We start from the raw sequence: 22,847 nt of genomic DNA, 5'->3' as shown, positions 1-22,847 counted from the left end.
TAGGGGCGGCGAATGCCGGTGGCATGAGCAGGGTCAGCGCAGTGTGCTCGCGAACAAGATCAGGAATGAGACTTCTGCGGACGCGCTGTGAGATTACTAAGTGATGACCCTACCTGCTGCGTGGAACTGGCACCTGAACATCTGAGCCGCCCTCGGCAGTAATTCGTGTGCGCATCTGGGCCAGTACCGTTCCGTCAACAAATCCTCCGGCAAAGAGGCATTGGCCCTGGCGGAAGTCCTGTGCCTGGTTCAGCAGCTCTTCGGAAATGAAGCCAAACGATTCGGCGAGCTCCACTAAGTCCCTCGGTGAGTTAATGCACATGAGCCCCACATTGTCACATTGGGAGAGAACGTTAGGGTGGATTTTAGTGGGGCGCTGTGTGGAGAGAAATAGCCACAATCCAAACTTGCGCCCCTCTGCCGCTATTTGGACAAGCTGTTCGGTCAGTGCCCGTTCTACCGGAGTGGACGGCGTGGGGGAGCAGACGTTGTGCGCCTCGTCGATGACGATCAGTACGGGCTTGCGTGCATGGCGTGTGCTCCAGAGGTGCTCCAAGACGGCAAGAGCAGCCACCTTGGACTCGGCAGGATCAGTGAACCCGCCCAGGTCAAGGACTGTTTGCCCGGGGGTGGGTGTCAATGACGTCCGTGATGGCTTCTACGCCCCTTGACCACAGATCCCACTCCAGAACCTGCAAATTCTCGATCCGGTTGGCCAGTTTCAGTTTGCCGGGATCGTTGCTGGCTCGCAGCCCGGTGATGAAACTTTCGTTGTTAAATGTTTTGGGATCCACATCGGTGTGCAGCAGTACATTGAATTCCTCTGCATCGGAGATGGGGTCCAGCTGGAGCGCTGCAGCCTTTGAGGCAACGGAGAGATCGGTGAACCGTGCACGCACTTGCTCTCCGTCAGTGCTGGTGGAATGCAAGATTCGCACGGGAATTTCTGCCAATGCCCTAGCTTCTTCCGTGTCCGCATCGCTGCGAACTTCATTTAGCCGGGTGAAGTCAGCGTTCGGATCCAGAATTAGCAACGGCAGCTCTGTGTGCAGGAGAAGCTGTTCCAACACCATACCCAAGGCATAGGTTTTCCCTGAGCCGCTCTGCCCGCACCAAAAAGTGTGCCTGTTGAACCGCTCAGCCCGCAGGGAAACGCCGGAATCGGAACCGTCGTTCCGCGAACCAATAATCAAGTCAGTCGTGGTCTCCTACTTTTCGTTGATCGTGTGGCTGGGTGGGCGTGCGGGTGGCGGGGCGGTTCAGGTGAAGGGGATGGTGCAATTCCCTCGATGAAGAAGTGTTAGAGGCTCTGTTGTTCCAGCATAATGAAGGGCTCCGTCTCATAGTCATTTCCAGGGAAGGTTTTTTACCAGTGGTGGGGCACAGCTTCCAGCCCGAAACGCGGCGTACTCCCACTCTGGCACGAACAGTTTTTCAGCGTGAGCTGATGTTCTTGAATCGGTTGACGGACAGCGGAACGAAGATTGACAGGACTATGACAATGCCAATGAGCACTGTAGCTATGGGGTGTTGTTGGGTCCAGACATCTGACACGGGTGGACCAGGGCGCACATTTCCAAAGAGTTGCCGTGCTGCCTGTACCAAGGCCGAGACTGGGTTGAGCTCGGCGAAGACCCGAAGAGGTGTGGGCAGCGTTGCGCTCGGCACAAAGGCGTTGGAAATGAAGGTGAGCGGGAACAGGACCAGGAAGGAGACATTGTTGATGACTTCCGGGCTCCTGACCAGCATCCCAAGGTATGCCATCATCCATGACAAGGCGTAAGCAAACAGCAATAGCAGTGCCACGGCGGCGGCGCCTTCCAGAAAGCTGGAGCGCACTCTCCAACCCACTATCAAGCCAGTCGCCATCATCACCACCATGGAGATGGCATTGATGAGAAGATCGCCGTTGGTGCGTCCTATGAGCACCGCTGAAGGGCTCATAGGCAGTGTCCGGAACCTGTCAATGATGCCGTCACGAAGGTCCTGGGCCATCGCGGATCCGGAAAATGTTGAACCGAAAACAACGGTTTGGGCGAAAATTCCTGCCATGATGAACTCTTTGTAGCTGCTGCCCGGAATATCGATGACCCCGGCATAAATGTAAGTGAACAACAATACGAACATGATGGGCTGCAACGTGGTGAAGACCAGCACATCGGGGACCCGCTTGATTTTAATGAGGTTGCGCCGGGTGGTGATCCACCCATCCGTGAACCAACGCGCCCACCGCACAGCTACTGTGGGGGCTGGCGGCTCTGAGCTGTTCGTGGCGATCATCAGGAACCCCCGTCCTTAGCAACATGGTCCTCGGCACCATGCCCGGTCAACCGAAGAAAAACATCGTCCAGGGTGGGACGGCGCATCCCGGCATCATAGAGCTTGATACCGCGGGATTCGAGCTCCGCGAGCACCTCTTGTAATGCGGCGGGGGCGTTTTGTGCGCTCACGCTGAGTTCATGGCCATCAGCTGACACGGCCGGCTCAGCATCCCCAACAAGCGCCAGTATCTGGGCCACTGTAGCGCTGTCGCCTGCAGTGACAAGGTTCAGTTCCAGGCGCTGTCCGCCAAAGGAGGCTTTGAGCTCGTTCGCGGTGCCGCGGGCGATTACCTTGCCGTCATCAATGACGCAGATGCTGTCAGCGAGCCTGTCCGCTTCCTCCAAATATTGGGTGGTCAACAAAACGGTTGTGCCCTCCCCTACAAGGGTGGTGATCACATCCCACATTCCCAGTCTGCTGCGTGGATCAAGTCCTGTTGTGGGCTCGTCCAGAAACAACACTTTGGGACGAGTTACCAGCGCTCCGGCAAGGTCGATGCGCCGGCGCATCCCTCCGGAGAAGCCCTTAACCGGGCGGTTGGCCGCATCCGATAAATCGAATAGTTCGATGAGCTCGTGCGCACGCTGGCGTGATGCCTTGGCGCCCAAGTGGTAGAGCCGGCCCACCATGTCCAGATTCTCGAAGCCTGTCAGGTTCTCGTCAACTGCCGCGTATTGACCGGATACTCCGATGAGGGGGCGAATGCTGCCAGGATGCTTTAGGACATCAATTCCATCAATGAAGGCGCTCCCGCTGCTCGGCGTGATCAGCGTTGTCAACACTTTGACTGTGGTGGTCTTGCCTGCACCGTTGGGTCCCAGCAGTGCAGTCACAGAACCTTGGGGCACGGAAAGATCAAGCCCGTCGAGCGCACGGACCGGTGGTGCCCCTTTAGGCGTGTAGATCTTGGTCAGGCCTTGGGCCTCAACGAACATCATCGAAACAGCATAAGTGAATCCAGTTCATGATCCTAGAGGTGAGGATCATCAATGTGTCCTAGGAACTGGATAAATTGCGGCAGACCCTGCGGGTGCGGGAGCATTGCGCCATCACCACTTCCTCAAGTGGTAGGAAGCGGACACGTCAAGAGCTCTATCTGCCGCGCATCCTCATCCAACCGTGGGGTGACTACAGCCAGCATGTAACTCTCAACCAAGTTTCAGACGGCTTACTGGATCCGGCGGGGTCCATATAAACCGCTGGGTAGCACCTGGCGTGTCAACGGGAGATTTGTTGAAGAGCCCAGGAATTCCCGTCGGGATCGCTGAAGTAGGCGTAACGGACGCCCCCGCCCATATCGCTGACCTCGGACACCTCTACCCCGGTGCCAAGAAGTGTCCGGCGGATGGTGTCAAGATCATCCACCACTAAATGCAAGCCATGGACTGGTGCTGCTGTGGGATCGCTGATGCCCACGCCAATAACAATGGAGCACGCTGATCCTGGGGGTGTCAGCTGGACCACGCGCATGCCGTTGCCGGGCTCAATGTCATGATCTAGTTTGAAACCCACTTGATCAATGTAGAACGCTTTGCTGCGCTCAACATCCGTTGAAGGCAGCGGAACCAATTCCAAACGCATGTCCACGGGGGCTCCTTCTAACGGCAAAATCAACTTAGCGATCCGCTACGATGGCCGCGCTATAACCTGACAATGTCAACGCGGCCTCGGAACCAGCACCAGTTAGCTGGGTCCCGCCGTCAGTGGCTAACAGTAGATGCTGTCCATGGACAGGCACGTCCACCATTTTGGCGGAAAAATTCAGGGCCACACTGATCCCGCCCCTGCGCAATACCAGCCACTTCGCGTCCTCTTCAAAGAGGACCGAGGTGGCAGCAAAGTCCGGCTGGCTAAGTTCGGGGGTGGATCGCCGCAGAGAGATCAGCCTCTTGTACAAGTCTAAAAGCCGTGCATGATCGCCGTGGGCGACTTCTGACCATTTGAGCTTGGATCGGGTGAACGTCTCAGGGTCTTGCGGGTTGGGGACCACCATTGGGTCCCATCCCATTGCCGCGAACTCTTCCAAACGACCCCTCGCAGTGGCTTCAGCCAGCTCCGGTTCGGGATGGGAGGTAAAGAATTGCCACGGCGTGCTGGCCCCAAATTCCTCCCCCATGAACAGCATGGGTGTGAAGGGCGAAGCTAGTGTTGCCACAGCGGCGATTGCTAGCTGCCCATACTCCAGGGTCTGTGACAAACGATCGCCGGCAGCACGGTTGCCGATCTGGTCATGATTCTGATTGCACACCACCAACGCGGAGGGATGCACCATCTTTTTGTTGATCTCCCGGCCGTGATGGCGGCCACGGAAACTGGAGTAGCTCCCGTTGTGAAAGAAGCCCTCCTGTAATACCTTGGCAAGCGCTCCCACTGAATCAAAATCTGCGTAGTAACCCGCGGTCTCGCCGCTGACATTGACATGCACGGCATGATGGAAGTCATCACACCATTGCGCTCGCAGCCCGTTGCCATTTTCCGATCGCGGATACAGCAGCCGTGGATCGTTGAGATCTGATTCTGCGATCATGGACACGGCCCGGCCGGTCTCGGCAGAGACGGCCTGGGACATCTCTGCCAGCTCTTCAAGAAGGGGCCGTGCCCGCTCATCCTCCAACGCGTGGACGGCGTCCAGCCGCAGGCCATCCACATGGAAGTCCCGCAGCCACATGGCAGCGTTTTGAAGAATGTAGCTCCGGACAGTGTCCGATCCCTGTCCGTCCAAATTCACGCAATCGCCCCAAGAGTTGCCGGCCCCCTCTTTGAGGTAGGGGCCAAAACGGGGAAGGTAGTTCCCACTGGGACCTAAATGGTTGTACACCACGTCCTGGATGACGCCGATCCCCGCCCTGTGTGCCGCATCGACGAAGCGCTGGTAGGCGGCCGGGCCGCCATAGCCCTCATGGACCGCATACCAGAGCACGCCGTCGTATCCCCAGTTGTGAGTGCCGTTAAAGTCATTGACCGGGAGAAGTTCAATGAAATCAATGCCGAGCTCTGTCAGGTAATCCAGCTTCTGCGCTGCCGCATCCAACGTGCCCGCATCGGTGAAGGTGCCAAGGTGCAGTTCATAAATCACCGCACCGGTCAGCTCCCGGCCGTGCCAGTGACCGTCCTTCCACGTGTGAGCGGTGGGATCGAAAGTGCGCGAGAGGGAATGGACACCGTTGGGCTGCCGGCGGGAGCGCGGATCCGGCAGGGCGGTGCTGTCCCCGTCCAGCAGGTAGCCGTAGTCCACCTCAGCGCCCGTGGGGGCACCGGGACAGGTCCACCAGCCCTCATCCCCGGCGGGCTCGTCGCTGCACCGCGTCATGGCATGTTCGGTCCCGTCAGCGCGCAGAATCACAGTATCTGCGGCCGGAGCCCACACATCGAAGCGTCCGCGCTCTGGTCCCTGGTGGGTCAAGGCACTCTCCTTTTCACTCTTGAGGGATTAAACGGGGGTAGCGGCCGGGGCCAGGCCACTTGATAGCGGCTCGAGGTGGGTCTCGGGTTTCAGGAGGGCCACGGGATGGCTGGAAAGGATCTGCCCTACGGGCACCTCGCCCGCCGTGAAGCTGCGGCCTGTCAGCTCATCAGACATATTGCTGGCTAGGCGGATGTAAGTCTCTCGCCAACCGCCCATTTGTTTCAGCCCATGGGGAAGCCTGGTTGCCAGCGTCAGCGCACCTTGGCCGTCACCGCCGTCGCGGCTGAAGGCCAGCAGGTGTTTCGCTGCCGTGCCTTGGGCATACACGGGGGTGTAGCCGGCGAACAGTTGTGGGTAGGTGCGGCGCAGCCGAAGCGCACGCGAGGTCACCAGCAGCTTTGCTTGCTCCCCAGCGGCCGACGCCGGCAGCGAGCCTTCGTCCAGCTGCTCCAGCATCCGCTGGCGTGCACGGAAATCGACGGGCCGGCGGTTGTCCGGGTCCGTGAGGGAACGGTCCCACAGCTCGGTACCCTGATAGACATCCGGAACGCCGGGCATGGTGAGCTGAACAATTTTTGCGGAGAGAGAATTGGATGCCCCATAGGGCTCCAACAGGGCAACCAGCGTCTCCAGCTCGCGGTGCGCCTGCGGGTTGTCGAAGGCAGCATCAACCACCTCCGCCAACCGCTCTTCGAAGCTCTCCTTCGGGTGGGCCCAATCGGTTGATTTCCCGGCTTCACGGGCTGCCTTTTCAGCGTAAGCGTGAAGCCTGCCGCGGTCCGCCGGCCAGACACCGGCTATGGCCTGCCACAGCAAATTGGCCAGCGGTCCGTCAGGCAGCGGAGCCAAGGCCTGCATGCGCTGCACAAACTGCCCCCACACAGCCGGCAGTTCCGCCAAAACAGAAATCCTGGCCCGGGTATCCTCGCTGCGTTTGGTGTCATGGGTGCTCAACGTGGTCATAGATAGCGGGATCCGCTCCTGACGGCGGCGCATCCGGGCGTGGAATTCTGCCGGTGGGATGGCGAACTCCGTGGGGTCCGCCCCCACCTCCGTCAAAGTGCCCAGGCGGTTGTGGCGGAAGAAGGCGGTGTCCTCCACCCCTTTGGCCATGACCATACCGGAGGTTTGTTGGAAGCGACGGCCCAGCTCAGCGCCGTGGTCCGGGCCCACCTCCAGCAGCAGCGGCAAAAGGATCCCCACCGCATCCTGGAGGTCGGGGCGCCTGCGGGCAGCCTCGGCGCACGCCGCCTGCAAAATCTGCGCACCCTCTGGCAGGTACGTCCGGTAGATGGGGAAGCAGGCAATGATTTCAGAGAGTGCATCAGCCCAGTGCTCAACACCCAATCTGGTGTTCTCCGGCACCAGCCGGGCCAACCGCAGCATTTCCGAGTGCAATATTCCATCCGTGACGCGCCGCTTGGTGCCGTGGATGGTCTCCTCGTAGTCCGGTATTGGACCGCCGCGCAGCGTGGCACTGACAGCATTGATGCCCGGCTGCCCGGTGTTGTCAATGAGTACCCGGTCTAGGTCCGCCAAGGCGTCGTAGCCCGTGGTGCCCTCGCAATCGAAACTTTGGAGAAGATCCTCGCCCGGCTCGAGGATTTTCTCCACCAGCACATACCTGCCGCCGATTCCCTGCCTGAGCCGGTGCAAGTAACCTTCCGGATCAGCCAAACCGTCGGGATGGTCGATGCGCAGCCCATCCACCAGATCATCATCAAACCAGCGCAAAATCTCTTGGTGGGACTGGGCAAAAATCTCCGGGTCCTCTACACGCAGACCGGCCAAAGAATTCACGGCGAAGAACCTGCGGTAGTTCAAGTCAAAGTCTGCCCGGCGCCACCCGATCAGCTCGTAGTGCTGCCGGTCATGAACCTGGGCCGCTGTCTGGCCCTCCGAGAACGTGCCCTGTGCTAGCGGGAAGCGGTGCTCGTAATAGCAGAGCTCGCCATCTTTGATCTCAAGGACCTCAACATCTTGGTCATCTTCGAGAATGGGGATGCGGATCCGCCCCGCTCCGGCCGCCCAGTCGACGTCGAACGCGCTGGCCCACGGCGAGTCCTGGCCCTCTTTCAGGAGGGACCACCACAAGGGGTTCGCCTTGGGTGTTGCTACTCCCATGTGATTGGGCACAATGTCCACCAGCACGCCAAGACCCGCCTCGCGCGCCGCCTGGGAGAGAGCCATCAGCCCCTCCGGACCGCCACGGTCGGCATCAATGGTGGAGGTATCCGTGACGTCGTACCCGTGAGTTGAGCCCTTTTCCGCCGTCAGAATGGGGGAGAGGTACACCCAATCCACGCCTAGCAACTTCAGGTATGGCACGGTGTTGGCCGCATCAACCAAGGTGAAGTCGGCGTTCAGTTGCAGCCGGTATGTGGAAGAGGGGACTCTCATCACACAGCTCCTTCGGCTGGGGTGTCACCTTCGGGTTCGTCCGTGGTGTCCGCGGTCATGGCAGCCAAAGACGCTGCGGCGGAGTAGTCAACCAGTTCTTCTGGGCCGGAATAGGCGCGCAGGACCATCGTGGACTTTGCCGCCAATTCAACGGTTGCGCCAGCATCGGGAAGCTCTTTATCGGCGCCTCCTGCAGTGTCCACCAGAATCTCCCATGACGGAGAATATTCCTTAGGGGGGAGTTGGAAGTTCAGGGCTTGGTCATCGGCATTGAACAAAAGCAAAAAGCTCTTGTCAGTGATGCGGCGTCCGCGGCTGTCTTGTTCCCTGATGCCTTCTCCGTTGTAGAAGACGCCCACGCAGCGGCCAAATCCACTGTCCCAGTCTTCGGGGCGCATATCCGCCCCGTCCGGCCTGATCCAGACGATGTCCGGGAGAGCTTCGCCTTCTCCGCGAACAACCGGCCGTCCGTCAAAGAAGCCGCGGCGCCGGAAAACGGGATGGTCGGAGCGGATCTGGTTCACCTTGGCCGTAAACTCCACCAAGGGCTGGTCCACAGCATCCCAATGCACCCAGCTGAGCTCGGAATCCTGACAGTAGGTGTTGTTGTTACCTTGCTGGGTACGGCCTAGTTCATCCCCGTGCACAATCATCGGAACGCCTTGAGAGAGCAGCAGCGTGGTGATGATATTGCGCTGCTGGCGTGCGCGCAGGGTCAGCACAGCAGGGTCATCTGTGGGGCCTTCAACCCCACAGTTCCACGAGCGGTTATGCGATTCGCCGTCGTTATTGTCTTCGCCGTTGGCTTCGTTGTGCTTCTCGTTGTAGGAGACCAGATCCCGCAGCGTGAATCCGTCGTGAGCTGTGACGAAGTTGATGGAGGCCACGGGGCGGCGTCCGGAATTTTCATACAGGTCCGCAGATCCGGTCAGCCGGGACGCGAATTCGGCAAGGGTTGCCGGTTCCCCCCGCCAGAAATCTCGCACAGTGTCCCGATATTTGCCGTTCCATTCGGTCCATTGCGGCGGGAAGTTACCCACTTGGTAACCGCCAGGGCCCACATCCCAAGGTTCGGCAATGAGTTTCACCTGCGAAATAACCGGATCCTGCTGGATCATTTCAAAGAAGGTGGAAAGCTTGTCCACGGCATAGAATTCACGCGCCAAGGTGGACGCCAAATCGAAACGGAAGCCATCCACATGCATTTCCAGCACCCAGTAGCGCAAGGAGTCCATGATGAGCTGCAAGGAGTGGGGATGCCGGACGTTCAGCGAATTTCCTGTACCGGTGTAGTCCATGTAGTACTGGGGTTCATCTTCAACGAGACGGTAGTACGCCGCGTTGTCGATGCCCTTGAAGGACAAGGTAGGCCCCAAATGGTTGCCTTCTGCGGTGTGGTTGTAAACCACATCGAGAATGACTTCGATCCCCGCTTTGTGAAGGTCGCGGACCATGGCCTTGAATTCTTGGACCTGGCCGCCGTGCTCACCCGAGGAACTGTAGGTGTTCTGCGGGGCAAAGAAGCCGATGCTGTTGTAGCCCCAATAGTTGCTGAGGCCCTTCTCCATCAACGTGCCATCGTTGACAAATTGATGGACGGGCATGAGTTCGACGGCGGTGACGCCAAGTTTTCGATAATGGTCCAGCATCACCGGATGGGCAACGCCGGCATAGGTGCCGCGCTGCTCCTCGGGTATTTCACTCTGGAGCGCAGTGAGGCCCTTAACGTGGGCTTCGTAGATAACACTCTCGTGGTACGGGATGCGCAGCTGGCGGTCCCCGTCCCAACTAAAAAATGGGTTGATGACCACGCTGTACATGGCATGCGGTGCTGAATCTTCTTCTTGCCGCGCGTCCGGATCATCGAACTGGTAGGAGAACAAGGAAGGATCCCAGTCAATCTGACCATGGATGGATTTTGCGTACGGGTCCATGAGGAGCTTGTTCGGGTCAAAACGCAGGCCCTGCCCAGGGCTGTACGGTCCATGAACTCGGTAGCCATACTGCTGGCCCGGTTGCACCTCAGGAAGGTAGCAGTGCCAAACGTGGCCGTCCACTTCCTCCATCTCGATGACTGTCTCCGTCAAATCTTCGGCCAGAAGACACAGCATCACTTTCTCGGCGCGTTCACTGAAGAGCGAAAAGTTGGTGCCCGTTCCATCGAAGGTGGCTCCCAAGGGGTAGGCATTTCCAGGCCAAACTTCCAAGTGTCCTCCAGAGTGAGAGATCAGCGTTGTGCGGTGCCGCACGCGCTTTCAGTGCGTGCACGTCACAATACCTGATGGACAGGGTCAACTTGTTGCTCGGTGAACTCCCGCGTCGGCTTTGGCGCCGGCTAGGGCGCCGCGGCCGCCGGCCCCTGTCCCGGTGCTCACATTTCCACTTTGTAGGGGCCGGCCGGGAATCAGTAGAGCTTGTTCGCACCGCCGTCGGCCATCAGGGTTTGCCCCGTCATGTACCGTGAATCGTCGGAGAGCAGGAATGCCACCACGGGTGCAACATCCGTTTCAGGATCACCGAAACGGCCCAACGGCACCTTCTCCAACGAGTCTTGGTACATTTTCGGGAAGGCCTCGCTCCACGCCTTCACCCCTGCGGTCAATGCCATGGGGGAAACAACGTTGACACGGATGTTGTCCTTAGCCCATTCGTTGGCAGTGACACGTGAGAGCCCGCGGATGGCTTCCTTGGCGGAGGCGTAGGCAGCCTGGGTCTGTTGCCCCACGATGGCCGAGCCTGAACCGAAATTCACCACGGACCCGCCGTTGACGGCCAGAAGTGGGTAGGCGGCCGCCATGAACTGGCGGGTAGCGCGGAAACCTGTGTTGAAGGAGAGGTCCCACTGCTCTTCGGTCAGTTCATTGAACATGGCTTGCCGTGATGCATGGGCGTTGTTGACCAGCCCGTCCAGCCCGCCGAAGCTTGATGTGGCCATTTCCATGGCGTTCGTGGCAACGTCCTGCTCGCTGACATCACCGAGCAGGAACCGCACGTTAGCGCCGAGGTCCTTGGTCAGGGACTCTCCCGCTTCCGCGTTGATATCAACTGCCACAACCTTGGCACCGCGGGCCACCAGTACCCGGGAAATTGCGCCGCCAATTCCGGAAGCTCCACCGGTGACGACTATGACCTTGTTTTCGAGCTGCATGGTGGCTCCCTATTCATTTTCATAATATGAGGGTGTTGAGCACCCCTCTGCACTTTGCCCCTATACACAATCACAAAATCTTGTGTGCATGCTGGAAACGTCGAAGCTTAGACTCCCTTGCCTTCTTTTATGGCTACAACCGGGGCCATCTCGGCACAGCTCTTTTCAGGTCAGCAGTTTACGTAACCCAATGCTGTAGCCGGCCCGTGCAACAACAGTTCCCAGGGGTCTGAGCCAACGGGGCAACCAGGCTGGCTGGAGGCTTTGGCGCCAGATGACCTCTACCTCGGAGCCGAGTTGGGCAATGCTGGCCTCCACTTCTCCTGCTACCGGACCAAATTTGGAGACCTGGAGAAGTCCCGGCTTTCCAGGAGTTGGCGCCTCGGCTCGGCGGACCAGCATGCGGTCTGCCATTTTCACTGGCCCCAAGGACGTGAGCCCAACGAATTCCAGGCCGTCGATCATCCGGCTTTGTGCTGGCGTTACTACGGTGAGGGGAATGGCTCGGGTGTGGTTATCCAGATTGGTCAGTTTTTCCCAGATGCCACTAGCATCGCCGATACACCGAATTCGAAGGGTGAACGTATCGTTGAAGCGCTCACGCGCTGGGAGCACTCCTGTTGGAGATCCCAAGGCCCGTGCGGCTGCAACGCCGCTAGCCAGAGCGCCTTGAATGGAGGGTTCGGTAGTGTCACCGGCGATTATCACGCCGTCGATCCCACTTTCCAGGGGACGTTGCCCGGGTTCGAGGCAGGGCAAGGCATTCACAATGTCGTGGCGCACCAGCAGTCTCCAGTCAGGATTATGAACTCCCATGATGCTGGCGGCTTGGGCCATGGCTTCGCTGTCCTCCAACCCATGCGCACCTACTGCTGTTGCTTGCACCAGATGGCGTCCGGCAGGGGCGTAGGACGGGCAGATGTTGGAGATCACCGATGTGTGGATCAGTCGGGATTCTTCTCGGACATCAAGGTAGAGGAAGGGCAACTTACTGGGACGGTGCGCAGCATCGAACCACCACGTGGTCAGGGAATTCATGGTGGGTTCTGGCTGTCCGGTGAGCCGGGCACTCGTCCTGGGGCCTGCGGCTACTACCACCCGGTCTGCTATCAGCTCTTCACCAGAGCTACAGACCACGCGCACTTGGCCATTGTGGCTGATGAGCGATTCTACGGGCGTTGAGAATCGGATGTGTTCCAATATCGGCTCGGCTAGCTGGTGTGCCACTGCCTCCATTCCTTGCGCCGGCAGTGACGGGATTCCCTTGACGAAATACCAGGCCAGTGTTTGAGCTGAAGAAGCCACGGTTTTTAGATCGGGATCTGCCACCACACCTGAAAAGAACTGTTCAATGACTTTGCGTAGTGGGAGCGAGAAACCAGCGCTGTCAATGGTTTGTTGCAGAGTCAGTGAGTCGCTTCTGGCCAAGCGGTTCCAACGGATGAGCGCAGCGACGTCTCCTAACGTGAGGGTACCTCCTAGCAGCCCTTTCAGGTACGCGGGATGCCGGAAAGGATCCGCTAGTACCTGAACGCCGGAACCATTCCGAATAGCAACACCACGTCCTGATGGATGCAGATCGAGGTCATTGAGGTTCAGTGCAGCCTGCGCATCTGGATAGCTCGGGTTAATAAGCTGAAACCCCCGGTCGCACCGAAATCCGTCAATTAGCTCGGTATCGACGCGACCGCCCACACTTTGGGAGGCTTCCAACACCGTGACGTCGTGCCCTTCTTTGGCAGCTAGTCCTGCAGCACGCAGCCCAGCTAGTCCTGCACCAATCACAATTACTTTCACAGCAATTTTCCTCTTCGGTCAGGAGTCATCGCACTACTTTGCGCCGATACCAGAGCTTAGCCTCGATCCGGCACTGAAAGAGAGCGAACGGCCTCTAATTCTCCTCACAAGATCGCTCTCCGCGCAGGCGCCCAACTCGATGAACCGCCGCCGCCACATACGGTTACGGTTCATTGTTCGCCGTAGTAGGCGTTACTCTTCACCGCAGTACGCATCACAGGCATTGCGGTAACCCTGTAAAAATGTTTTCTCACTGAGGGAAGCCCCCCCCTTCCACTTTCGAGGCGCTAGGTCGATACGAAGGGCCCTTATTCCACCGCTGCGGGGGAGAATAATTCACCCCTTAGGGTGAAGACGTTCATCCCTGCCAGCACTAGGCTTCTGGTATGAAAGTCATGCAATTTGGTACAAAAGTTATGCAAGTAGCAAACGGTACAACCAAGTCATCGTTGCGCCTTTGCGTGCTGAGGAGCGCCAACCGCGGTCTGGCTAGTTCAAGCCCCGCCCGGTCAGGTTCATGACAGGACCCTGTATTTCAAGCTTTTCTCCACCCGGGTGAGCAATACTCTAAAGCAACGGAAATCTAGATTTGCAACACGAGTAAAAAATCTGCGTGGGGCGCTAGAAGGGTGAAGGCAGTGAGCTTTTAGCGAGTTAGAGAATCTAATAGTTTTCACAATTATTGGCGCAGCGTTTTTTGGTGCGTAGAAGTTAGGAGTAAGGGAAGCTATGTTGAACGATTTGGGATTATTGCAGCCATTGGTTACTCCAACGGTCAAGGTCCACAGACTCTTTGACGGTTATGACGTTGATGTCTACGCCAAGCTTGACTTGCTCCAGCTGGCGGGAAGCACCAAAGAACGAACAGCAAATGGGCTGATCGAAGAACTTCTTGGCTCGGCTGCGCTCCAGCCTGGGGGCATGGTCATCGAATCGACCTCCGGGAATTTGGGTATTGCCTTAGCCAGGCAGTGTGTGGTGAGGGGTCTGCGGTTCACGGCTGTGGTGGATGAGAATGCAAATCCTTTGGCTTTGGAACTCATGGAAGCCTACGGAGCAAGGGTTGATCTGGTGCGGACCCCAGCTGACGGAAATAAGCTGGCAGCACGCCGCCGCCGGGTCAGCGAACTGTTGGCAACGAATCCGGGTTCCGTGACCACTAACCAATATGGTTCATTGGCCAATCCACGGGCACACTTTGAAACGACCATGCCTGAAATCATCGCCGGATCCGGGGGCAATCTGGACTATTTGTTCGTTGCCACGAGCACCACCGGCACCCTGCTCGGGTGCCAGCAGTACGTGCGGGAGCACGGGCTAAAAACGAAGATTGTGGCTGTCGATTCCGTGGGGTCGGTTCTCTTCGGTGGGCAAGAAGGTACACGCCGGCTACCAGGGCTCGGCGCCGGAATACTGCCGGAGTTAGCCGCATCCGCCGAGCCGGACCTCGTGTTCCAGATTCAGGAGATAGACATGGTGCGCGGTTGCCGGCGGCTTGCCCACAGTGAAGGCATTCTTGCCGGGGCCTCCACCGGTGCCATTGTTGCTGCCATGGATACTCTGGTGCCCAATCTAAAAGCCGGGACACGCTTAGCCTTTATGGTCCATGACTCCGGAGTGCCTTATTTGCAGAGCGTTTACAATGACGAATGGGTCCGCAGCACACTCAATGCCGAGCCCGCGGGGGACCAAGAACCACGTGCAGATCTCACCATCAACACACGCTCGAACCCTTGATCCGGATAGCTGTCATTGGAGGTGGGCCCAAGTGCCTTTTCGCGTTACTGGCACTGCACGATCTCATCCCTGCCGCGCAGTCACCGCGGATTAGTGTTGACGTTTATGATCCACTGCCGCCCGGTGCGGGCAGTGTCTGGCGGGTCACTCAGCCAGAAGTGCTGCGGCTCAATGTCAACGCGGGGATTGTCGATGCCTCATCATCGCTGAGCCAGGAAAACTTCACTCGCTGGATTGCCCGCGTTGCCCCTGAACGATCGAAAGAAAAGTATCCCCCGCGGGTATTTGTGGGCAGGTACTTGAATGAACAATTCCAGCTTTTGTACCATCACGGGAACATTGGGCTCACTCATATCCCGCTAGTAGTCACCGGGGTGGAGCGCCACGGATCGCGGTGGCGAGTCAGCGGGCCCTTGAGTTCACAAGAGTATGACGAGGTTCTCCTAGCTACGGGGCACGGGGCTACGGGGCACGGGCTTGCCGGTGAACTGCGTCCGGATCCGCTAGCAGGGGCGCTCAATTCCAGCCCACTGATGGGGGACTACACCGCTCTGAACAAGACGGACGTTGCAGGTGGAGCCGAGGTTTGGATTCGGGGAGCAGCGTTGACGGCCTACGATGTAGCTCTGCTCCTCACAGAGGGCCGGGGCGGAACATGGCAGCCCTCCGGGGACGGCAGCGACGGCGTTCTGTATATCCCGAGCGGGGAAGAGCCGCGCCGAATCACTTTTTTCTCCCGAAGCGGGGCGTTGATGGAGCCCAAACCCGAGCATGTGCCAGCAGAGATTTCGCCCTGCCTTGATGTGTACCGGCAACGGTTGCGCCAGTGGGGTGTGCAGACCCGGGATCCCAATTCCGACGCCGGGCGGAGGCCATCCTGGCGCAGGCCAGCGGGGCGGGTACTGGCCGAGCACGCCTTGGCGAAGCAGGTAGTGGCCGGACAGGCGCTGGCCGGGATGTGGCGCGTCCTGCTCGAATGTGCCATGGAGTGTGCACGTCTTATGGGGGCCCCGACAGGTGCTCTTGAGTTGTGGCGAACAGCGTTGACAGGAGACTCCGTAAGCGCCAGCCCTGATACAGGAAAGCTGTCACAGGAAACGAACGCAGCCGTACTGCTGCGGAACAGCCTCTGCGTCAATCAGCTCAGGGCGCCCGTCACGACGGGGTGGATTTGGGCCAGGGTATGGTCCGGGCTCTATGCTGAGCTGGTGGTGGCCATGGATAGGCTTCCGCGGACCACGGGCGAATGGCGCCTCTTTACCCGGGTGGCCCGAAACTTGGAAAAGTTTACCTTCGGTCCGCCGGAGCTCACCGCGCGCAAGTTGGTGGCGCTATTAGAGGCCGGAATCCTCCATGTTGCCGGTGCCGGGGAGAAACCGCCTGCAGGTGCCGTTCTCGTTGATGCCGTGACCCCGGGACCCGGAGTGCTCCGGAGGCCAGCGCCAGAGGCCGAACCCAACAGTGACCTGGCGGCTCAGCTTTTGAGGGCCGGAGAAGTCATGGTGCGTCCGGGAGAGCGTGGCCTGTTGACCGATCTCGACGGAACATGCTTGGCTCGTGATGGGTCTAGAAATGAACGGTTGGCAGCCTTGGGCCGCCCTACCGAAGATCCAACCTTGGGTCATGACACCCTTAACAGATCCCTGCATGGAGAATACCGTTTGTGGGCCCAACGGGTTGCTGCCCGTGCCGCCGCTCAACCTGACAGCTAGGAAAAAGTGATGCACCAGAAAATGTACGGTACTGCACGGTTGACCGCCCGGATTGAGCCGTGGATGGAGGAAATCCTTAGCGATCCCACTCGTTGCCGAGAGCTCATTGATAGCTATGGATCGCCGGTGAACCTGCACGAATATTCAGCCATGGGCAAGAACGTCAAGGAACTCAACAGCGCTGCAGCCGCGCATCACATTGATTTCCAAATTTACTTCGCACGCAAAGCCAACAAAACCATGGCAGCCATTGATCGCGCCGTTCACGAAGAGTGTGGGGTGGATGTGGCGAGCCTCAATGAACTACGCCAATGTCTTGACCGTGGCGTGCCCGCCGCTCGGATCATTGTCAGCGCCGCAGTGAAATCGAAGGCATTGATGGAGCTGGCCATTGCCTCCGGGGCCACCATTAGCCTGGATAACGACGAAGAACTACACAGCGTGCTTGAACTGAGCAGCAACAGCGCAGAGCCCCTTCATGTGGCTTTGCGGCTGGCCATCAACCACCCAGCCATACCGGCTACGCGCTTTGGGCTTCCTGCATCTTCATGGCTGCAAGTGCTCAATGACGTTGAGTTGAGAGCACAGCTCACAGTTGCCGGTGTTCACTTTCACCTCAACGGCTATGACGCCCACGCGCGTTCCCTCGGGATTCATCAAGGACTAGACCTCATCAGCCAATTGCAGACCTTGGGCCATAAACCTTCCTTTGTGGATATGGGAGGCGGAATACCCATGTCCTATCTGGAGAGTGCCACCCAGTGGGAAGATTTTTGGTCAACATTGGGCACCTTGCCGGAAGGTGATGAATCGCTGACCTGGAAATCAGATAGATTTGGCTCCTCCGGCAAGGCCCCGAATTCCGGGGTTTACCCTTACCACCAAGACCTCACCCGCGGGGCGTGGTTGGATAAAGTCCTATCATATGTTCCAGAATCAGGGGCGCCATCCGTTGCCTCCGCACTCCGTTCTGCCAAGATCCAACTGCGCTGCGAGCCGGGCCGTTCACTGATGGACGGATGCGGACTCACTCTTGCCGAGGTGGCCTTCACCAAGAAACGCAGCGACGGCGTCCCACTGGTGGGCTTGCACATGAATAGAACCCAGTGCCGCTCCACGTCGGCGGACTTCCTGCTCGATCCGGTCCTTGTCCCCGCCGCCCCTGCCGGAAAGAAACGTGCTGCCGATAGCGCTTTTCTGGTGGGCGCCTACTGTATTGAAGATGAGCTGCTGCTGCGCCGGCGTTTCGAATTTCCGCAGGGGGTAGCAGCCGGGGACTTAATTGCGTTCCCCAACACTGGCGGGTATCTCATGCATATAGTTGAAAGCGCGTCCCACCAATTGCCGCTCGCCGCCAACATTCACTTTGATGGCACGCAATGGGTGCCCGATGACATCGACCGGGAAAAGCTAAGCTTCTAAAACGTCAACCCACCGCACCCTACGGCTCGTGGTTCAGATGGCTCGTCTACTGCTCGGTCCAGAAGGAATTCAACCCAGAAGGAATTCAACCCGGTGGCGACGCCACCGCGGTGACGAATCCGGAGCCGGGCATCACAAGAGTCGTGACAGAAGGATAAACGAGCTCGGCGGGCAGTGTTGATCCGGGACACACGGTCCATGCAGCACGGTGTATCAACACTCTGACGACGGCACACTGCCATGGCTGGACATGGTCACAATCACGGATTCTTGCGCATCGAGGGGATAGGGCGTTGCTTGGAGCGGCCTGGGCATTCCATCTCTAGCAGTCTTATGCCCGGGCCATCATTTCTGAGGTGGCAGCCTCTGGTTGGCAAAAATATCCAACCGTGGCTGGCGTACTTACGCCGGAGATTGTGCTGATGCCAGCACCACGCTGCTGCGCATAGCTGGGTTCTAGGCTAAGGCCTACCCTCCCGTTCCCTGCAGCAAAGTCATCAGGTGCCGCGAGGACTCGAATCGAATTCAGCCCGAGCTAGTTCGGCTAGCCGCCGCTCATGTGGCTCCTAACGCCGGATAGCAACGGAAGTCTGCTTTCTTAGTGTGATTGATTTCTAGAATGCCGCCGTAGTCTCATCCTTCCTCACGCAGCAACTGAACGTCTGTCTGGACCATCTCCGCAGGGGCTACATTCTGCTTCCTGGCGTAGACCATGGACGCCTGCTGTGCTTCATCCAGTGGTGCCGCGGAGGGGTCCCCGGCTTCGATGGCGCTCCGGATTGCCCCTGCCCGGGCGCCCTCCCGCAGCATGGCTTTCATCCTTACGACATGGTGGTATCCCGGTGATGGAACACATTCTTATAAAGCGCCATATGCTCCTTTATCGTGTGGGGGCCCACGGAATGCACCAGCATAATATTGTCTACGTTGCCGCCGGGGCCGGTGGGGACTACGGCTAAATTGGCTTGGAATCAGATTCCCGCCCAGGATTGACCAAAAGGGCGCGGGGAGCGCTCTGCCGAGCAGCGGCACTAGCCATCCCGGAAAAGTTAGTTTTCGCTGATTCGACCGCTGGCATAAGAGGTGGCTGCACGGTGAATTGCGGCCGAAACGGCCGCTATGGCCGGCCGCTGGCTCGAGGCTTCGCGGGTGGTAAGGAGAATCTGCCGGTTCTGCATTCCGGAGGTGGGAAATCTGCGAGTTGTGGTGGAAGCTCCTACGAGCGAGAGACCAGGGAGCACTGCCACGGCTAATCCTGCTTCAACAAACCGCAAGTGGACCGAAACGTCTTCAGAAGAACAAATTATCTTGGGATCGAAGCCTGCTTTGCGGCATTGGTTTGTCAGCCATGTTCGGGAGGCGGAGGCAGCCGTTTCCACCGCCCAGTGGGCCTCTGCGAGCTGGGAGATCAGGTCTCTACTGGGATCCAGACCGTCCGCGATGGTTGCATCCATGACCAGCCACAAGGGATCCTCCATGATGGTAGTGACAGCAATACCCGGCTGCGCCGGCAGGGGAAGCCCCGGGAATGACTCGGCAATAACCAGGTCATATTCCGAGGAGGCCAGCGAGGGCATGGTGGCTTCAGGTTCGCCTTGCTCGAATTCCACCGAAAGCTCTGGATGGAGCCGGCGAAGCTCTGCAATGGCATCGGGAATAATTGTCAGAGCCGCGGATTGAAAAGCGGCAACCCTGACCACCCCGCGCGGTTGTGACACGGACATGGAGACATCAGCCTCGGCACGTTCCACTAAGTCCAGGATTTGCTCGGCGTGGGCTACAAGGATTAAACCTTGAGGGGTTAGCTGCAGGCGGCGCCCCGAAGGCTCAACCAAGGGAACGCCGACTTCCTTTTCAAGTAGGCGTAGCTGCTGTGACACTGCCGAGGTGCTGTAGGACAACGCGGTGGCCACGGCTGAGAGGGTCTTGCGGTGGTAGAGCTCCCGCAAGACCCTGAGCCGGACGATGTTCAGCACGTCTGTTCCTTCTGCTGTGTGGCGTGGGCGGCCGGTGTGCCGCTAGAGAAACTCTACGATAATCTCAACCTCGACGGGTGCGTTCAGGGGAAGCTCGGCAACTCCCACAGCCGAGCGGGCATGCGCTCCACGGCTGCCGAACAATTCCACGAGCAGCTCGCTGGCGCCGTTGATCACCGCAGGCTGTCCATTGAAACCGGATGCTGATGCAACGAAGCCGGTAACTTTCAGGATCCGTGCAGTGTCCAGATCGCCCAGTGCGCCAGCGGCGGCCAGAGCGTTCAGAACGCACGTTCTGGCCAAATCCTTCGCCACCTCAGGAGAAACCTCAGCTCCAACCTTGCCAAGAGCTCCCATGGTGCCCTCATGCAGAGGCAGTTGGCCGGAGGTGTAGACCGTATTGCCTGTCCGGATGGCGGGAACGTAGGCGGCCACGGCCGAGGAGGTTTCCGGCAGGGTCAGGCCCAGCTGGGCGAGGCGTTCTTGAAGAATGGGGTGGGAGAATGCGGTGGGAGTGGCAGTCATGGTGATCCTTCTGGTTGGTTTTAGTGGCCGAGTTGGTGTTAGCGGCAGAAATTGGAGACGGTGGTGGCAAGGGCGTGAGCGACTCGTATCACTGAGTCCAGTTCCACCCATTCGGTGGCGGCGTGGGCTCCGCCACCGTCAACGCCGAAGAGCAGCCCGGGTATACCTGCCTCGAGCATCAGGGATGCGTCAGTCCAGAAAGCTTCACCGCGGACGGTGGTGGGTTTCCCGGTGACCGCGGCAGCCGCGGCTTCAAGGGCCTGGACAATAGGCTCCTCGGCAGAGACTTCAAAGGCGTGCCGTTCCAGGATCTCGGTCACGGTGTAGCTGAAATCGGGGTCCGAGCTGGCGATGTCATCGAGAACTTTCCGCAGCTCAGCCTCCACCGTTGACGAGTTCTCGCCAGGGACCGTGCGCCGTTCAAGTGAGACGGTGCAGGAGGCGGGGTAGCTGGAGAGCTCCTCCCCACCGCGAATCAGGGAAGCGTGGATGCTGCCAGTTCCCAACATCTCATGGGCGGCGCCCTGGGGTAGCGAACGGCTGAGGTCATCGAGGCCGGTGAGGAACTTGCCGGCCTTTGCGATGGCATCGATCCCCAAATCAGGGCGGGAGCCGTGGGCGGCGGTACCGTGAATGGTCACGTCAAACCATACGAAGCCACGGTGTGAGATGACGATGTCCTCATGTGTTGGTTCAGAGACAATTGCCGCGTCAGCGGTGAAATGCCGCAAGACCTCCTCCGTACCAGCGCTGGCGAATTCCTCATCCGCGACAAGGGCTACGATAATGTCGCCAGCATGGGGCTGTGACGCCGCAGCTGCCGCGGCGACCATCATCGCTGCGATGCCGGCTTTCATATCGAAAGTGCCGCGGCCGTACATGCGCCCGTCCTCCACTCGCGGCTCCAGCGGTTCCCCGTCGAAGCCTGCGAGGGTGACGGTATCCAAATGTCCGTTGAACATCAGGGCCTTGCCTTGCCCGGTACCGGCTGCAACGGCAACAATGGACGGGCGCCCAGGCACGGCTTCAAGCCGGGTAATGGTGAATCCCCGCTGTTCCAGCCACGCTGCCGTGAAGTCCGCAATTGTTGTTTCTCCAGCTGCGCCTGGCACAAGGTCAGGATTGACGGAATCGATCCTGACCAGGTCTTCCAAAAGCGCCACAGGATCTTCCAGCAGGCTGATGATGGCGCTGGGTACTAAATTTTTGCTGATTTCCATGGGGAAAGAGCCTTTCATCGAAGCGGGTTTGCTGCCAGGCCCTCTGTGCTGACCAAGACGATTACGGACGTTGCATCGAGCCCCAACGCCTCCCTCCGCTGCGGGATGGACAAGGCTGCTCGAACACCGGCCAAGGTGGCTGCACCACACGGGCCCACATCCAAGCCTAGGTCCTGAAGATCCAAGACTGCTTGGCGGCAGTCGGACTCAGAAACGCTCACCGCGGCATCAAGTCCTGCCAGTAGCGCCGGCCAGCCCAGCTCTGAGGGGGTGCCGCAATTGAGCCCTGACATGATTGACGGGTAGGAGGTATCCACCACTACCGGAGTCCCTGACAGCAAGGACTGTGCAATGCACGCTGCAGTTTCCGGTTCAGTGCTCAAAAGGACAGGAGCGGCATTGCCCGCGGTCCGGTAGTGCTCCACCAATGCTTGGGCGAGTGAACCAACGCCAACAGGGCAGGCCACCAAGTCCGGGCCGGATGCATTCATTTCCCGAAGTGCATCATCAATCTCGCCAAACAGGGTGCCATAACCGTCCACAATCCACTGCGGAGCCTGCATGTACCCTTCCCACGCCGTGTCCTGAATCAACACATCGCAGGCTTGGCCCTCTGTGGATTTCGCGGCAAGCATGACCACATCATCGTAGATGTTCTGCGTTTCGATCAGCTCAGCACCTTCTCCGGTGATGCCTGCAATTGCGGAGGAGCTCAGGCCTGCCGGAACGTAGATGCGGGCAGTGAGGCCCAGTAATGCCGCCATTCTGGCGATTGCTCGGCCGTGGTTGCCATCGGTTGCCGTGACAAGTACAGGGGTTTGCGCAACGTCTACGTTGGCGTGGATAAATTCCTTGAGCCGGGGAACGGTCATTCCCTCGGGGTCCAGATCGTAGCGCTGGCACAGGGCCCTGCATACGGCCCATGAGGCGCCGAGGATTTTGAAGGCAGGCAAACCCAAGCGGTTCGATTCATCTTTTACCAAGACTTGGCCGACACCCAGCTCAGTGGCAAGGGAAGGCAGGCTAACCAGCGGTGTGGGGGTGTAGCCATCAAGGCTGCGGTGAAAGGGCAGGGCAGATTCAGGCGCTGCGGTCTGCCATGAGCGGGAGGTGGGATTCGAGTACCAAAGGGAGGTCTGTGTGGGAAGCATGTATCCATCGTCCAACAAAGAAAGGGAAAGT

Annotated in this window: 18 protein-coding genes; 3 read left to right on the top strand and 15 right to left on the bottom strand. The window is 58.9% G+C overall.

Translation table 11 applies throughout. The features are described 5' to 3' along the window. Positions 1 to 109 precede the first annotated feature (109 nt). The 10 genes from CVS29_RS18975 to CVS29_RS15135 all read right to left on the bottom strand — a co-directional run bounded on the left by CVS29_RS18975 (position 110) and on the right by CVS29_RS15135 (position 13,073). Positions 110 to 640, bottom strand: coding sequence for an ATP-binding protein (locus tag CVS29_RS18975; RefSeq protein WP_245932268.1), 531 nt, complete (start codon positions 638 to 640; stop codon positions 110 to 112). Next, entirely contained in the window at positions 609 to 1,193 is a 585-nt protein-coding gene (locus tag CVS29_RS18970; protein ID WP_245932267.1) for a helicase HerA domain-containing protein, read from the bottom strand. Before CVS29_RS18970 ends, CVS29_RS18975 begins: the two co-directional genes overlap by 32 nt. Positions 1,194 to 1,434: 241 nt before the next feature. Continuing rightward, positions 1,435 to 2,280 (bottom strand): ABC transporter permease, encoded by an 846-nt coding sequence (locus CVS29_RS15170; RefSeq protein WP_110107170.1) that lies wholly within the window; start codon positions 2,278 to 2,280, stop codon positions 1,435 to 1,437. Further along, the gene (locus CVS29_RS15165) at positions 2,280 to 3,260 is read right to left on the bottom strand and encodes an ATP-binding cassette domain-containing protein (protein WP_110107169.1); all 981 of its coding nucleotides are present in this window, start codon (positions 3,258 to 3,260) and stop codon (positions 2,280 to 2,282) included. The genes CVS29_RS15170 and CVS29_RS15165 overlap by 1 nt, the downstream gene beginning before the upstream one ends. 280 nt (positions 3,261 to 3,540) lie before the next feature. After that, positions 3,541 to 3,903 (bottom strand): VOC family protein, encoded by a 363-nt coding sequence (locus tag CVS29_RS15160; protein WP_218868079.1) that lies wholly within the window; start codon positions 3,901 to 3,903, stop codon positions 3,541 to 3,543. A 34-nt stretch (positions 3,904 to 3,937) separates the two neighbouring features. Continuing rightward, positions 3,938 to 5,725: a malto-oligosyltrehalose trehalohydrolase gene (gene treZ / locus CVS29_RS15155; protein ID WP_110107167.1), complete on the bottom strand. Its 1,788-nt coding sequence runs from the start codon at positions 5,723 to 5,725 to the stop codon at positions 3,938 to 3,940. 27 nt (positions 5,726 to 5,752) lie between these two features. Beyond that, positions 5,753 to 8,128, bottom strand: coding sequence for a malto-oligosyltrehalose synthase (treY, locus tag CVS29_RS15150; protein ID WP_110107166.1), 2,376 nt, complete (start codon positions 8,126 to 8,128; stop codon positions 5,753 to 5,755). Beyond that, positions 8,128 to 10,335 (bottom strand): glycogen debranching protein GlgX, encoded by a 2,208-nt coding sequence (gene glgX, locus CVS29_RS15145; RefSeq protein ID WP_110107165.1) that lies wholly within the window; start codon positions 10,333 to 10,335, stop codon positions 8,128 to 8,130. The genes treY and glgX overlap by 1 nt, the downstream gene beginning before the upstream one ends. A gap of 197 nt (positions 10,336 to 10,532) precedes the next feature. Then, positions 10,533 to 11,276: an SDR family NAD(P)-dependent oxidoreductase gene (locus CVS29_RS15140; protein ID WP_110107164.1), complete on the bottom strand. Its 744-nt coding sequence runs from the start codon at positions 11,274 to 11,276 to the stop codon at positions 10,533 to 10,535. 165 nt (positions 11,277 to 11,441) lie between these two features. Beyond that, positions 11,442 to 13,073 carry an NAD(P)/FAD-dependent oxidoreductase gene (locus tag CVS29_RS15135; RefSeq protein ID WP_170121003.1) on the bottom strand — a complete coding sequence of 544 codons (1,632 nt, stop codon included), beginning with the start codon at positions 13,071 to 13,073 and terminating at the stop codon, positions 11,442 to 11,444. A gap of 729 nt (positions 13,074 to 13,802) precedes the next feature. On the opposite strand from CVS29_RS15135, the gene CVS29_RS15130 reads away from it, so the two are divergent. From CVS29_RS15130 to CVS29_RS15120, 3 genes are read left to right on the top strand one after another with little or no spacing between them, the layout of a single operon-like run. Then, entirely contained in the window at positions 13,803 to 14,810 is a 1,008-nt protein-coding gene (locus CVS29_RS15130; protein ID WP_110107162.1) for a pyridoxal-phosphate dependent enzyme, read from the top strand. Next, positions 14,807 to 16,522, top strand: coding sequence for an FAD/NAD(P)-binding protein (locus tag CVS29_RS15125; RefSeq protein ID WP_170121002.1), 1,716 nt, complete (start codon positions 14,807 to 14,809; stop codon positions 16,520 to 16,522). The genes CVS29_RS15130 and CVS29_RS15125 overlap by 4 nt, the downstream gene beginning before the upstream one ends. A 9-nt stretch (positions 16,523 to 16,531) precedes the next feature. After that, a complete protein-coding gene (locus CVS29_RS15120) occupies positions 16,532 to 17,944 on the top strand; it encodes an alanine racemase (RefSeq protein ID WP_110107160.1) in 1,413 nt (470 codons plus the stop codon). A 633-nt stretch (positions 17,945 to 18,577) separates the two neighbouring features. Here CVS29_RS15120 and CVS29_RS18530 read toward each other — a convergent pair. The 5 genes from CVS29_RS18530 to CVS29_RS15100 all read right to left on the bottom strand — a co-directional run bounded on the left by CVS29_RS18530 (position 18,578) and on the right by CVS29_RS15100 (position 22,816). Next, positions 18,578 to 18,754: a hypothetical protein gene (locus CVS29_RS18530; protein ID WP_170121001.1), complete on the bottom strand. Its 177-nt coding sequence runs from the start codon at positions 18,752 to 18,754 to the stop codon at positions 18,578 to 18,580. A gap of 239 nt (positions 18,755 to 18,993) precedes the next feature. Further along, positions 18,994 to 19,920: a LysR substrate-binding domain-containing protein gene (locus CVS29_RS15115; RefSeq protein WP_110107159.1), complete on the bottom strand. Its 927-nt coding sequence runs from the start codon at positions 19,918 to 19,920 to the stop codon at positions 18,994 to 18,996. Positions 19,921 to 19,962: 42 nt separating this feature from the next. Further along, complete coding sequence (locus tag CVS29_RS15110; protein ID WP_110107158.1) at positions 19,963 to 20,445, bottom strand: RidA family protein; 483 nt, start codon at positions 20,443 to 20,445, stop codon at positions 19,963 to 19,965. Positions 20,446 to 20,483: 38 nt separating this feature from the next. Next, positions 20,484 to 21,665 (bottom strand): ArgE/DapE family deacylase, encoded by a 1,182-nt coding sequence (locus CVS29_RS15105; RefSeq protein WP_211315153.1) that lies wholly within the window; start codon positions 21,663 to 21,665, stop codon positions 20,484 to 20,486. A 14-nt stretch (positions 21,666 to 21,679) separates the two neighbouring features. Next, positions 21,680 to 22,816 carry a diaminopropionate ammonia-lyase gene (locus CVS29_RS15100; protein ID WP_110107157.1) on the bottom strand — a complete coding sequence of 379 codons (1,137 nt, stop codon included), beginning with the start codon at positions 22,814 to 22,816 and terminating at the stop codon, positions 21,680 to 21,682. Between the last annotated feature and the right edge of the window lie 31 nt (positions 22,817 to 22,847).

It is taken from the genome of Arthrobacter psychrochitiniphilus, from assembly GCF_003185915.1.
Classification (GTDB): Bacteria; Actinomycetota; Actinomycetes; order Actinomycetales; family Micrococcaceae; genus Specibacter; species Specibacter psychrochitiniphilus.
The sequence above is the reverse complement of the archived record's forward strand: the minus strand, read 5'-3'. Positions and strand labels throughout refer to the sequence as shown.